The sequence below is a fragment of the Paracoccus beibuensis genome (assembly GCF_026162625.1).
Taxonomy (GTDB): Bacteria; Pseudomonadota; Alphaproteobacteria; order Rhodobacterales; family Rhodobacteraceae; genus Paracoccus; species Paracoccus beibuensis.
On the sequence record NZ_JAOTBD010000014.1, the window covers coordinates 51,676 to 64,881 of the forward strand.

11 protein-coding genes are annotated in these 13,206 nt (G+C 64.4%); 5 read left to right on the forward strand and 6 right to left on the reverse strand.

Features of this window, described 5'->3' with window-relative positions; all coding sequences use genetic code 11:
* Positions 1–76: 76 nt before the first annotated feature.
* Positions 77–1,372, reverse strand: a complete 1,296-nt coding sequence (gene wecC / locus OC159_RS10700) for a UDP-N-acetyl-D-mannosamine dehydrogenase (protein ID WP_265501143.1) — start codon at positions 1,370–1,372, stop codon at positions 77–79.
* On the reverse strand, positions 1,369–2,604 hold the full coding sequence (wecB, locus tag OC159_RS10705; protein WP_407674092.1) for a non-hydrolyzing UDP-N-acetylglucosamine 2-epimerase: 1,236 nt from the start codon (positions 2,602–2,604) through the stop codon (positions 1,369–1,371). Before wecB ends, wecC begins: the two co-directional genes overlap by 4 nt.
* Positions 2,605–3,528: 924 nt before the next feature.
* Between wecB and OC159_RS10710 the strand changes: the two genes are divergently transcribed.
* Together OC159_RS10710 and OC159_RS10715 are read left to right on the forward strand one after the other, a co-directional pair.
* Positions 3,529–3,672 carry a hypothetical protein gene (locus OC159_RS10710; protein WP_265501145.1) on the forward strand — a complete coding sequence of 48 codons (144 nt, stop codon included), beginning with the start codon at positions 3,529–3,531 and terminating at the stop codon, positions 3,670–3,672.
* Between the two features lie 23 nt (positions 3,673–3,695).
* Entirely contained in the window at positions 3,696–4,571 is an 876-nt protein-coding gene (locus tag OC159_RS10715) for a Hint domain-containing protein (protein WP_265501146.1), read from the forward strand.
* Here the strand turns inward: OC159_RS10715 and OC159_RS10720 are convergent.
* Together OC159_RS10720 and OC159_RS10725 are read right to left on the reverse strand one after the other, a co-directional pair.
* Entirely contained in the window at positions 4,529–5,461 is a 933-nt protein-coding gene (locus OC159_RS10720; protein ID WP_265501147.1) for an IS5 family transposase, read from the reverse strand. The two genes, OC159_RS10715 and OC159_RS10720, sit on opposite strands and share 43 nt — an antisense overlap.
* A 91-nt stretch (positions 5,462–5,552) precedes the next feature.
* A complete protein-coding gene (locus tag OC159_RS10725) occupies positions 5,553–6,635 on the reverse strand; it encodes a glycosyltransferase family 2 protein (RefSeq protein WP_265501148.1) in 1,083 nt (360 codons plus the stop codon).
* Between the two features lie 167 nt (positions 6,636–6,802).
* Here OC159_RS10725 and OC159_RS10730 point away from each other — a divergent pair, with 167 nt between their 5' ends.
* The 3 genes from OC159_RS10730 to OC159_RS10740 are packed head-to-tail and all read left to right on the forward strand — an operon-like array spanning position 6,803 to position 10,505.
* A complete protein-coding gene (locus OC159_RS10730) occupies positions 6,803–8,017 on the forward strand; it encodes a glycosyltransferase family 4 protein (protein ID WP_265501149.1) in 1,215 nt (404 codons plus the stop codon).
* Positions 8,014–9,225 (forward strand): exopolysaccharide biosynthesis GT4 family glycosyltransferase EpsE, encoded by a 1,212-nt coding sequence (epsE, locus tag OC159_RS10735; RefSeq protein WP_265501150.1) that lies wholly within the window; start codon positions 8,014–8,016, stop codon positions 9,223–9,225. Before OC159_RS10730 ends, epsE begins: the two co-directional genes overlap by 4 nt.
* On the forward strand, positions 9,222–10,505 hold the full coding sequence (locus tag OC159_RS10740; RefSeq protein WP_265501151.1) for a glycosyltransferase: 1,284 nt from the start codon (positions 9,222–9,224) through the stop codon (positions 10,503–10,505). The genes epsE and OC159_RS10740 overlap by 4 nt, the downstream gene beginning before the upstream one ends.
* Before the next feature lie 12 nt (positions 10,506–10,517).
* Here OC159_RS10740 and xrtD read toward each other — a convergent pair whose 3' ends face one another.
* Positions 10,518–12,119: a VPLPA-CTERM-specific exosortase XrtD gene (xrtD, locus tag OC159_RS10745; protein ID WP_265501152.1), complete on the reverse strand. Its 1,602-nt coding sequence runs from the start codon at positions 12,117–12,119 to the stop codon at positions 10,518–10,520.
* 193 nt (positions 12,120–12,312) lie between these two features.
* Complete coding sequence (locus OC159_RS10750) at positions 12,313–12,897, reverse strand: VPLPA-CTERM sorting domain-containing protein (RefSeq protein WP_265501153.1); 585 nt, start codon at positions 12,895–12,897, stop codon at positions 12,313–12,315.
* Positions 12,898–13,206 lie beyond the last annotated feature (309 nt).

A 13,206-nucleotide genomic window follows, 5' to 3' on the forward strand; every position in this document is an offset into this window, starting at 1 on the left:
CGTTACTGCTGCGGGACGATCGAGTCGTGCCCCCGCTTCCATTTTTGGTTGGGGAAGGGGGTGGTCGTAGTCGGCGCTATTGGGCGGCGATGGGGGTGAGGGATTCGGGGCGGGGCCAGATGCCGCGCGTGTCGATCACCCGCGCGTCGGCCGGGGCGGGCATGGCCTTGAAGTCGTCGTGGTCGACCAGCAGCACGATCACCTTGCAGGCGCAGACGGCCTCGGTCGGGCGGACCAGTTTTGCGCGGTTGTCGAACGCGCCAGGCAGCTCGTCGATGAAGGGTTCGACGATGTCGACCCGGCCGGGATAGGCCTCGGCCAGACGGGTGGCGATGCCCAGGGACGGGCTTTCGCGAAGATCGTCGATGTTGGGCTTGAAGGCCAGGCCGAAGCAGGCGATGCGCGCGGCCTCGCCGGTTTCCGCCGCGTGCTCGGCCACGGCCTGGTGCACCTTTGCCAGCACCCATTCGGGCTTGCCGTCGTTGATCTCGCGGGCGGCGCGGATGATCCGGGCTTCGGCGGGGGCCTGACTGACGATGAACCAGGGGTCGACCGCGATGCAATGGCCGCCGACACCCGGACCCGGCTGCAGGATGTTGACGCGCGGATGACGGTTCGCCAGGCGGATCAGTTCCCAGACGTTGATGTCCAGCTTGTCGCAGATCAGCGACAGTTCGTTGGCAAAGGCGATGTTCACGTCGCGGAAGCTGTTCTCGGTCAGCTTCGCCATTTCGGCGGTGCGGCAGTCCGTCTCGATGCAGTCGCCCTCGACCGCCAGCTTGTAGAGCTTGCGCGCCCGCGTGGCGCAGGCCTCGGTCATGCCGCCGATGATGCGGTCGTTCGTGACCAGCTCGGTCAGGGCATGCCCGGGCAGAATCCGCTCGGGGCAATGCGCGATGCGGATGTCGGACGCCTCGCCGGCGGTCTGGGGGAAGGTCAGGTCGGGACGCGCCTCGGCCAGCCAGGCGGCCATCTGTTCGGTCGCGCCCACGGGGCTGGTCGATTCCAGGATCACCAGATCGCCCCGCTTCAGGACCGGCGCGATCGCGCGGGTCGCGGCTTCGACGTAGGACAGGTCCGGGTCGCGTCCCTCGCCGCTCTCGCAGAAGGGCGTGGGGACGGCGATCAGGAAGGCATCCGCGGGTTCGGGGGTCGTCGTGGCGCGCAGATGGCCGGCCTGGACGGTCCGGCGCAGCGCGTCCTCCAGGCCCGGCTCGACGATGTGGGTCTCGCCCCGGTTGATCGTGGCGACGGCCCGTTCGTTGATGTCGAGGCCAATGACATTCACGCCCCGCAGGGCGAACACGACGGCCGTCGGCAGGCCGATATAGCCAAGGCCGACCATGCAGATCCGGTCAAATCCAGCGCTCATTTCTTGTCCTCGAAGTTGATCAGGGCATCCAGGATGCGATCCACCGCATGGCCGTCGCCATAGGGGTTATGGGCGAATGCCATGGCGTCATAGGCTGCGGGATCGGTCATGAGGCGCGTCACCTCGGCCACGACGACGTCGGTGTCGGTGCCGACAAGCCGCACGGTCCCCGCCTCGACGGCTTCGGGACGTTCGGTGGTGTCGCGCATCACCAGCACCGGCTTGCCAAGCGACGGAGCCTCTTCCTGGATCCCGCCCGAGTCCGTCAGGATCAGGTGCGAGCGCTTCATGAGCCACACGAAGGGCAGGTAGTCCAGCGGCTCGATCAGGTGGATGTTGGGCGCATCGCGCAAGAGCCGCTGGACCGGCTCGCGGACATTGGGGTTCAGGTGCATCGGGTACACGATCTGGGCGTCGGGGAACCGCGCGGCTATCTGCTGCAGCGCCAGGCAGATGCGCTCGAACCCTCCGCCGAAGCTTTCGCGCCGGTGGCCGGTGATCAGGATGACGCGGCGGTCGGGGTGCAGGAAGTCGAACCCGGTCGCCAGGTCCCGCTCGAGCTGCGGATCGGCCTCGATGCGGGCAACCACCTGCAGCAGCGCGTCGATCACCGTGTTGCCGGTGACGATGATCCGGTCCGCGGGGACGTTTTCGGCCAGCAGGCTGTCGCGCGATGTCGGTGTCGGTGCCAGATGCAGCGCGGCCAGAGAACCGGTGACGCGCCGGTTGCCCTCCTCCGGCCAGGGCGAATAAAGGTTGCCGGTGCGCAGGCCCGCCTCGACATGGCCCACCGGGATGCGCGAGAAATAGGCCGCCAGCGTGGAGGCCAGGGTCGTGGCGGTGTCGCCATGGACCAGCACGATGTCGGGCCGGACATCCGCCAGCACCTGGCGAAGGCCCAGAAGGATGTCCGAGGTCACGCCGAAAAGGTCCTGCCCCTGGCGCATGACGTCCAGATCGTGATCGGGAGTGATGTCGAACAGCCTGATGACCTGATCCAGCATCTCGCGGTGCTGCGCGGTGATGCAGACGGCGCTTTCGAACCTTGGATCGCGGGCAAGGGCCGCCACCAGCGGCGCCATCTTGATGGCTTCCGGTCGGGTTCCAAAGACGGTTAGAACACGCAAGTCAAATTCTCCGGGTTGGTTTTCGGCCGTCACTCGCCTTCTAGGCACATGAGGCAGCGGCGACCAGACCAAATTCGGTCTTGCATCCCCCGACCCGAGGCCCACGCAGCGGCATGGAGCCCAACAGCCGACGAAGCTCAAGCCTGCCTGCGGGTGAGGGCGTGGTTCTCGGACGCCTCGGTGGCGCGAGAACTTCGGCGGGCTCGAAAAATCCTGCACCAGGATCAAAACCGGAACACTCAAAGGGGCAGGTTGGCGCCATTGCGGCACCTGGCTTCACCTTCGGGTGCCGCTTTGCGGATGCAAAGGTCTCGGCGGCGCCGAGCGCGTTGAAGCCGGATGCGAACGGGGACTTCGGCCGCTTGCCTCGATCCGATGTCGCAGGAGGATAGCCGACCAGTGCTTCCAGCGGTCCGACCGAAGCGCCTGATCGTTCGAAAGATGTCGTTGCGGGCATGGTCTCGATCCCGTTCGACCCGAAGTTCGGACCAGTGGCGCCTGCGCCTCGTTGTCGACCGGCAGGCCCCGGGATCCCGGGGCGCGAAGGCTGTCCCGAGTGCGAGGACCCCCCGGCCTTCGGCTCCGGGCGAAGAAGCCGGCATTGACCCGTCCAGTTCCGCCATCGCGAGGGATGCTGACGCCGTGCCCGTGCCTTATCAAATCGACAGGCCGCAGAGCACCTTCGCCATCAGGCTGAACCGGATCGCCGCGTCGGAGAACCGGGGGCGGCCAGGACGCTGGTTCCGGTCGATCGGCGACCTGCCCTTGTCCAGCCGGATCAGCGCCGACCCGCGTTGGCTTGTGGCGCCATTGCAGGGCTTCCCGCGGGCCGAGCACAGCTTCGGGCCTTGTCATGCGAGGTCGCTTTCCCGCCGAAGCCACCGCGCGTCTCCTCAAGCTGTCTTCTGCAGCATTGCTTAACAAAAGAAGAAGCGGGACACGTTATGGTTGTTTGCCTGCGTGGTTTTATCTAAGCTTTACACGATTGACTTGCGATCATTCTTCAAAACGTCTGTTCAGGAGTTCAGAATGGCACTTCTCGACGTGGCACTTGCTGCAGATGATGTTGTTTTTGTTGACAGCACTTCTTCACCCAGTGGGAACGACCTTATCTCGCTTGGGGCACTTAACGCGGACACCACTGTTTTTTCGGTGACGGCTCAGTCAACCTGAGCAGCCTTATCGGTGCGGGAGCGTTGAGCACTTCTAATATCGTTGCGACGGGTGGGGCCGATCTTCAGCTGAGCGGCGGTTTGCTGAATCTCAACGCTCTGGCTGAAACCAACCTGCTGATTGACGGGAACAGCAGCATTACCCTGTCTTCCGGCAGTCTCGATCTTCTGGGATTGAACGATCTTCTTGGGAACACCAGAATTGCTTTTTCGGGCAGCGGTGACGGAACATTCACGTTCAACCGCCCCTCACTTGGAGTTGCGACGACGTCGACGTTGAATGTCGCCGAAATGGGTCCAGGAGACCAGGTTGTTATTCCGGTTGCTGGCAATACTACCGGTGCTCTCCGCTTCGGCAGCTATAGCGAAGAAACAGGAACCCTTCGCCTGATAAACGGATCAAGTCTCAACCGGGTCAATGTCGATATTGCAATGACGCCCGAGCAGTACGCCGTGTTCAATGCAGACCGAACTGCCTATCTGAACGGAGCTGAAGATACCTTTACTTTTCCGGGGGACGATTCCTCAGAGCCTCCGTATGAAGCACCATGCTTTGCACGCGGAACCTTGATTGCGACCGAAAAAGGTCTGACGGCCATCGAAAAGGTCAGGGTAGGTGACGAGATCCTGACCCGCGACCACGCCATTCAGCCGGTGCGGTGGATTCGTTCATGCAAGCTTTCGAAGCTGGACCTTCTGATGAATCCGAACCTGCGCCCAATTCGTATCCGTGCGGGTGCATTGGGCAACAACACCCCCACTGCAGATTTGATCGTATCACCTCAGCATCGGGTGCTCGTCAGAGCTTTGTTGCGCAAAGAGCTTGAAGGCCGGACTTCCCCTTTCCCCGGGCGGACTTATCCCACGAGCTCTGTGACAGGTATGCCGAGCGCCGTGTAGCCGTTAAGCACGGCGGCGCGAATTTGGAGTTCGGCGACCTGGCAGTCGAAGTCGCGTGCCATAAGGCTCTGCCCGAGCAGCTTCACGCAATGCATCTTCGTCTCGGCGCGGCTTCGGCGGTGGTAACCGCTCCACTTTCGCCAGATCGCGCGGCCGAGGTATTTCGATGCGCGCAGTGCTTCGTTCCGGGCGATCGCACCGGCCGTTGATGGCTTCCAAGTCTTGGCGTTCTTGCGCGGCGGAATGATCGCATGGGCGCCTCGGTCGGCGACGGCGTCGTGGCACTTGCGCGTGTCGTAGGCGCCATCCGCAGTGACCGAGCCGATCTCCACATCGGCGGGGATCTGGTCAAGAAGCTCGGGCAGCATAGGCGCATCGCCTACGCTGCTACCGGTAACCTCGATGGCTCGGATTTCCAGCGTCTGTTCGTCAACGCCGATGTGGACCTTGCGCCAGAGGCGGCGTTTTGCGCCACCGTGCTTGCGGGCATTCCACTCGCCTTCGCCCTCCGCCTTGATGCCGGTGCTGTCGATCAGCAAGTTCAGCGGCCCCTGCGAGCCCCGGTAGGGAATGGCTACCGCCAAGGTCTTCTGGCGCCTGCTCAGCGTGCTGAAATCCGGCACCGTCCAATCGAGGCCGGCCAGGCGCAGCAGGCTCTCGACAAAGCCGCTCGTCTGACGGAGCGCCATGCCGAAGAGCACCTTCATCGTCAGACAGGTCTGGATCGCGGCATCGCTATACTGCGGCTGCCGGCCTCGCTTGCCCGTCGGTGGCGGCACCCACGCCATGTCCGGGTCGAACCAGATGGTCAGAGAGCCGCGCTGCTTGAGGGCTTCGTTATACGCTGGCCAGTTCTTGGTCTTGTAGCTCGGCGGCGTGGGTCTGCTCATGCAGCACGGCTACCACGCCAGATTCGCCAGCTGAATCCCCCTTAAGACTTTGTGCAACAAAGCCTCAACTGACAGAAACAGCCGCGCAGTTTCAGATCCCGTCCAGGATCTTGCGCTGGAAATCGGGATACCAGATGTCCAGGTCCCCGGTGGGGGTGCGCCAGACCTGGCGCCAGCTACGCATGGCCGTGATGACGCCGGCCGCCTGGGGGAAATCCCACCGGCGCGACAGGCCGTCCTTGATCATCTCGCCCAGAAGCCTGCGCCACAGCATCAGGCGATAGGTCGGCAGCCAGTGCGCCGGATCGTCGGCATGGCGCTTGATGAAGACCAGCATGTTCAGCAGCTGGAAGGTGATGGCGGTCTTGCGCTTGATGCGCCCTCCCGCGATCTCGAAATGGTGCAGCCTGGCGCGATTGGCGCGCATCAGGATGCCGTGGCGGCCATAGCGATAGGACGCGTCCAGATCCTCGCCCGCGGCATAGAAGCGAAGCGAGCTGTCCAGCGGCTCGGCCAGGGCCACGTTGCGCCTCACGCTAAGACCATGGCCCGACATGAAGGTCATCGCGGCCAGATCCAGGTGCCGTATTTCTTCGGGAATGACCGTGTTGCGCGGGCCGTCGTATTTCAGAAACAGCGCATGCATGCCCTGGAACAGGATGTTGCGGCTGATCCAGCGGCCCCATTCATATTGCATCACGCGCTGGCTGAGGCTGCCGACATGCTGCGACGGTGCGGCCTTGCGCATCAGACCCTCCGATGCCTGGGATCCGGATGCCTGCGCATTGGGCATGACCGGCACGTTGACGCCGTTCACGCCGACCACCCGGCCGCTTGTGTCCGCGTCATAGACCTCCAGCAGCCGCTCCACATAATCGGGATAGAGAAAGCTGTCGTCGTCGATCATCACGATGATGTCGCCGGTCGCGTGCCGGCAGGCCAGGTTGCGCTGCGTGGCCGAGGATCGTTCGGTCGCGTGCAGATAATCCAGCCGGACATGGGGGTATTCCCGCGCCAGGGTCTGGACGGCCTCGCGCGTGTCCTGCCAATCGTGCGAGGAATCCGCGATCACGACCTGCTCGGGCGGGACGGTTTGGGCAAAGGCCAGCGGCAGGACGCGCAGCAGGACCTCGCGGCGGTTGTAGGTGGGGACGATCAGGGACCAGGACAGCACAATGAACCTCGTGACGGAAAAGGACGGCGGCCCCGGAAGGCAGCGCGTGACAGCTAGCAAGATTCGCAGTCGATAAGCACCCTCTTTTTGATCACGGACATGGCGGCGGTTGTCATGGCCTCGGGCCGATTTTTCGGGTTAAATGTGGCTGACCCTTGTCTTGAGCGGTGATCTTTTTGCGCATTGCCTATCTTGTCGGAGAGTATCCGGCAGTTTCCCATACCTTCATCCTGCGAGAGGTGGCCGCCTTGCGGGCGCAGGGGTTGGACATCCTGACATGTTCGATCCGGCGCACCGGTTCCGAACACCATCGCGGCCCCGCCGAACGGGCCGAGGCGGCGGCGACCTTCAACGTGCTGGACGTCGCGAAACGTCCCGGCCAGATGATCGCGGCACAGGTCCGGGCGCTGCGGCGGCCCGGCCTCTATCTGTCCACGCTGCGGCAGGCGTGGCGGATGCGCGGTCCGGGCTGGCGGGCGGCGCTGTACCAGCTGTTCTACTTCCTCGAGGCGGCGGTGCTGGCCCGGTACCTGCAGGACCGGCAGGTGACGCATCTGCACAACCACTTTGCCCAGGCCAGCTGCACGGTCGCGCTTCTGGCGGCGCGGCTGGCGCATATCCCCTTCAGCTTCACCCTGCACGGGCCCGCCGATTTCACCGACCCGAAGCTGTGGCGGCTGGACGAAAAGATCCGGGCGGCGCGGTTCGTGGCCTGCATCTCGCATTACTGCCGGTCGCAGGCGATGCTGGCCAGTCCGCACGCCCAGTGGTCCAAACTGCACATCCTCCATTGCGGGGTCGAACCCGACCGCTATGACGCAGCGCCGGCCCGGGGGCAGGGACTGCTGTTCGTGGGCCGCCTGGCCGCGGCCAAGGGCGTGCCCCTGCTGATCGACGCCATGGCCGCGATCCGGAACCGCTGCCCCGGCGCGCACCTGACCCTGATCGGCGACGGACCCGACCGCACCCGACTGGAGGAGCAGGTCCGCGCACGGAACCTGCAGGATGCCGTCAGCTTCCTGGGCTATCGCAGCCAGGATGAGGTCACCGAGGCCTTGTCGCTGGCGGCACTGTTCGTGCTGCCATCGTTTGCCGAGGGCGTGCCCGTCGTGCTGATGGAGGCGATGGCCTCGGGCCGCGCGGTCGTGGCCACGCGCATCACGGGCATTCCTGAACTGGTCGAGGACGGCGTTTCAGGCCGCATCGTGCCCCCCGGCGACGGGGCGGCGCTGGCCGACGCCGTCTGCGCGATCCTGGCCGATCCCGACCAGGCCGCCCGCATGGGCGCCGCGGGCCGCCGGAAGGTGCGGGCCGAATTCGACATCGCTACCGAAGCCGCGCGGCTTGCCGCCCTGTTTCGCGAAACAAGGGAAAAGCCATGACCGAAACCCGGAAAATCGCCGTGCTGATCCCCGAGTTCCCGGGGCAGACCCATTCCTTCTTCTGGCGCGAGATCGAGGCCCTGCATACCCATCACGGGATCGGGGCGCAGATCATCTCGACCCGGCTGGCGCCACGGCCGGTCATGCATGACTGGGTGGCCCAGGCCAATGCCATCCAGCTGCATCCGATGCCGCCTGCGCGCATGGTGGCGCTGACCCCGGCCCTGGCCGCCGCGCTGCCCCGGTTGATGGCCGACCCCGACCTCCGCCGCATCTTGCGTCAGCCGCGGTCCTGGGGCTTTGTCCTGATGGCGCTGGAACTGGCGCGGATCTGCAAGGCGCGCAGGCTGACCCACTTGCATGTCCATTCCTGCGCCAACTTCGCGCTGATCGCCGCGCTGTGCCATCGGCTGTCGGGCATTCCCTACAGCCTGGTGCTGCACGGGCGGCTGGTGGACTATGGTCCGGAACAGCCGCTGAAATGGAAAGGCGCCAGCTTCGTCTTCGTTATCACCAAGATCTTGCGCCAAGAGGTCGCCGAGGTTCTGCCGCAGATGATGGACAAGGTCCGCGTCGTACCGATGGGCGTGAACACCGACATGTTCGCGCCACCCGACAGGCCGCGCCCCGACGATCCCGATCCCTTTACCTGGTTCTGCTGCGCCCGGCTGAACTGGGTCAAGGGCCACGACACGCTGATCCGCGCCGCCACGATCCTGCGCCGCGACCGGTCTGATCTGTCCTTTTGCATCCGCATCGCGGGCGAGGATGAAAAGGGTGGCTCCGGTTACCACCGCGACCTGGACCGCCTGATCGCAGAGGAAGACGCGGGCGATCTGGTGCAGCTTCTGGGCTCGGTCACCCAGGACGATGTCCGGCAGGAACTGCAATCGGCGGACGGTTTCGTGCTGGCCAGCCGCCACGAGCCCCTGGGCGTGGCCTATATGGAGGCAATGGCCTGCGAATTGCCGGTGATCGGCACCGATGCGGGTGGGGTGGCCGAACTGATCACCCAGGGCGCGGACGGAATGCTGATCCCGCCGAACGACCCGCAGGCCCTGGCCCGCGCGATGGCCCAGGTGATCGAGGACGCCGCGCTGCGCCGCCGCATGGGTCAGGCGGCGCGCCAGAAGATCCTGCGGAATTTCAGTTCACGCCGCAGCGCGGATGCGCTGGCGCTGGCGTTGCACGAATGCGACCGGCCATGACACCGCCTCTTGGACCCACCGTCCTGCTGATCGCCGAGGCGGCCAATCCCGAATGGGTATCGGTCCCTCTGGTCGGCTGGTCGCTGGCCTCGGCGCTGCGCCGGCATGCCGATGTGCATATCGTCACCCAGCAGCGCAACCGCGAGGCCTTCCTGCGCGCCGGGCTGGTCGAGGGGCGGGATTTCACCGCCCTCGACAGCGAAGCCATCGCCGCGCCCATGTACCGCCTGGCCAGCATCCTGCGCATGGGCAAGGGCAAGGGCTGGACGATGACCACGGCCATCTCGGCGCTGAGCTATCCCTATTTCGAACGACTGGTCTGGCAGCACTTCGGCGCCGACATCCGGGCAAGGCGCTTCGACCTGGTCCATCGCATCACGCCTTTGTCGCCGACCGTCGTCTCGCCCATCGCGGGCAAGATCGCGGCGGCGGGGGTGCCTTTCGTGCTGGGGCCTCTGAATGGCGGCGTACCCTGGCCCAAGGGCTTCGATGCGGAACGCCGGCAGGAACGCGAATGGCTGTCCTATGTGCGCGGTGTCTACAAGCTGAACCCGTTGCGGGGCAGGTCGCTGCGGTCCACGGCGCTGATCCTGGCCGGGTCGCGCCACACCGCCAGCGAGATTCCCCAAGCCCATCAGGACAGGGTTGTCTGGCTGCCCGAAAACGCGATCGACCCGGCGCGCTTCAACCTGGTGGCGGACCAGGACCTGACCCTGCCGCTGCGGGCCTGCTTCGTCGGGCGGCTGGTGCCCTACAAGGGGCCCGACATGCTGATCGAGGCGGCGGCGCCGCTGATCGCGGCCGGGCAGCTGGTGCTGGACGTGATCGGTGACGGGCCGATGATGACGGCGCTGCGCGAGCAGGCGGCCAGGCTGGGTGCCCAGGGCGGGATCACCTTCCACGGCAACCTGTCCCACGAAAAGGTGCAGGAGGTGATGGTCCGGTCGAACCTGCTGACCTTCCCCTCGATCCGGGAATTCGGCGGCGGCGTCGTGCTCGAGGCGATGGCGCTTGGGGTGGTGCCGATGGTCGTCGACTATGCCGGCCCAGGAGAGCTGGTGTCCGACGAAACCGGCTATCCGATCGCCTTGGGCGAGCGGCCGCAGATCGTGTCGCGTTTCCGTGCTGCGCTTGGGGCGCTGGTCGCCGATCCTTCGGGCCTGCCCGGCAAGGCCCGCGCAGCGCGCAGTCAGGCGCTGGCGGATTATACCTGGGACGCAAAGGCCGCAAAGATCGTTGCCCTGTATCGCCGCCTTCTGCAGGATCGCCGGGGCAGCTAAGCCGCCCCGCCGTCAGCTTTCGGGAATGAAGCGCGGCAGCACGGCAACGACTTCCCGGGTCATGTCCAGCAGGCGCGCCTCGGCGGCTTCCTCGGATTCGCCTTTCGACATCAGCGTCGTCAGTCGGACGATGCCGCCGTCGGTCTGCCCGCGACGGATCCCGTCCAGCAGCAGGTTGAACTTGGCCGCAAGGTCCCAGGCCACCTGGCGTTCGCCTTGCTGGAACCAGTAATAGACCATCATGCGGGTCTCGCCCTTCTGGATGATGGCCCGGTTCAGCGGAAAGTCCCCTTCGACCCCCAGTTGCCGCGCGACATCGATCCGGTCCAGCTTGGCCATCTCCCAGCCCGAGGAGGGCAGGCAGATCTCGGGCGAATGGATCCCGCCCTGGGTCTGGTCGTTGTAGAATGCGCTGAAGAAGCCGACCGCGGGCGTTTCGTCGTTGCGGGTGAAGGTGGCCTGGCGGTAATCGTCGGCACCCAGCCTCTTTTCGACATCGACGGTCAGGCGTTCCTCGGGGCCTCTCTGCTGCCAAGCCCCCAGTTCGCGGGGGAAGATGGCAAAGCTGGTCCGCTGGACGATGACATCCCGATCGGGGGCCGCCACCTGCCAGGCGGCCAGCGCGCCCAGCCCCATCACCGCCGCGGCGATCATCGCGGTCGACGGTTGGACCATGCGCAGCCGTCCCAGTTGCGCCGCCATCCCAGAGGTGTCCAGGTCCAGCGCATCGGCCAGCGTGGGCCTGCCGGGATGGAACAGCAGCATCAGCCGCGCCAGGCCGAACAGCAGCAGGATGCAGATGATGAAGACCACCCAGCCTTCGAAGAAGTGGGTGAACCCCTCCAGCCACTCGATCCCGTAATAGTTCGCGATGATCCCGGCCACGGCGATCCGGACGGAATTCATCAAAACGGTGATCGGCACCGCGGCCAGCAGCAGCACCGCCTTGTGCCATTTCGGCCCGCGGTAGAGCACGGCGAAGATGTAGGAAAACGACATGATCGGGAACAGGTAGCGCAGGCCCGAACAGGCCTCGGCCACGTGCAGGCGCATGACGCCCAGGTCGATGATGTTGCCTTCCAGGAAGACCGGCACCGCCAGCATCTTGAGAAGGCCGACGCCGATTTCGGACGACACCATCTGCAGCCAGATCGAGACCTTGTAATACAGCGTCGCGGGCAGCGGCAGCATGTACACAAGGTGCAGGATCGAGGGCCAGAAGTTCTTGCCCCGCGACCAGCCGAAGGACACGAAGATGATGCCGGCGACCCAGATGATCGTGGCATAGGCCACAAGATCGTCCACCCGCGCCAGCTTGCCCAGGGCGCCGATCATGAAGGCCAGCCCGATGACCAGCACGCCCGGCCAGCGATCGGCGACCTGTCCCTGCTGAGGCGGATATTGCTTGAGCTCGCGCAGGAACATCATGGCAGACAGGATCGGGATCAGCGGCCCGTGGCTGTATTCCGGCGTCTGCCAGGCCAGAAGCAGTGCATCCAGCCCGTCGATGAAGAACCAACCCGCGGCAATCGTGGCGACAGCCAGCCAGAACAGGCCAAAGCCGTTGATCGACACGTGATCGCGAAAGAGAGAACCGTCTTCGCTGGAGGCCATCTGATCGTTACCTTTTACAAGGCTGCCTGCGCGGCCAGCCGAAACCCGTCAACATGAACCTTATCTTATCCGCTGCCGCCTGTTGACAGGGCATGGACGGATCTTTCGTCAAATTTTGCTGTTCCCGTTTTGCGGGATGAAACAAGAAAAGCCCGCCGAGGGGCGGGCTTTCCTGTCAGATGCCGCAAAAGGATCAGGCGGCTTTCTTGCGGCGGCGCAGCGCGGCCAGACCGCCCAGGCCACCCATCAGCATCAGGCCGGCAGCCGGCAGCGGAACAGCGGCGACGCTGATCTGCGCGACGTCGAAGCCGTCATAGCTGGTGGACGACGGGAACACGGTCTTGGTCACGTCGACCAGCTTGATGAATTCGAACGGCGAATAGGCCGTCACCGTGCTCTTGATCGCTGCGTTGGTCACCACGCCAAGGTCGGTTTCGACACCGTCCAGGACGGAGTAGACCCGTGCCGCTTCATCGTGATCGCCATCACGGTTGAAGGTCAGCTCGAACGTTGCGACCTTTTGCGCAATGTCGAACAGCGGCTTGGCGAAGCTGACGACGATCGATCCGCCGAAGCCGAGCGAATAGAACGTGTTCGAGTCGCCGTCGACTGCGTTGGCGGTGTTTTTGCGGTCGTTCGCGGCGCAGCCGGAAGCCGTGCCTTCGCAGACGCCAGCCACTGCGTCGACGACGTTGTTTGCATAATAGGTCGCGGCGTTCGCGCCTGCGGCGGAAGCCATCAGAGCAGCGCCGGCAAGAAGGGCTTTGATCGTATTCATGTTCACACCTTTTACTCGTTATCGGCCAGCGCCGACGATCAATACAATCTTAACTTTTTCGCGGCAGTGCAACAAGCCTTGTCGCTTGAACACTGCTTAAAAGAAACAAATGTCTGCTTCTAAAAGATAAATTACCATGCCTAATTCAACCTTAAAGAGAATATGAATAAGCTGATTAATGCTTAAGGTGGAAATATCCAAATCTTCATCAAAATTGAATAAGATTGCTTGGCTCCGATCCTTCTTAAATGTGCCTTCCCCATATCCGGGAACTTGTGATTCGGAGCCACAGCGCGCAGGATCGCCGCG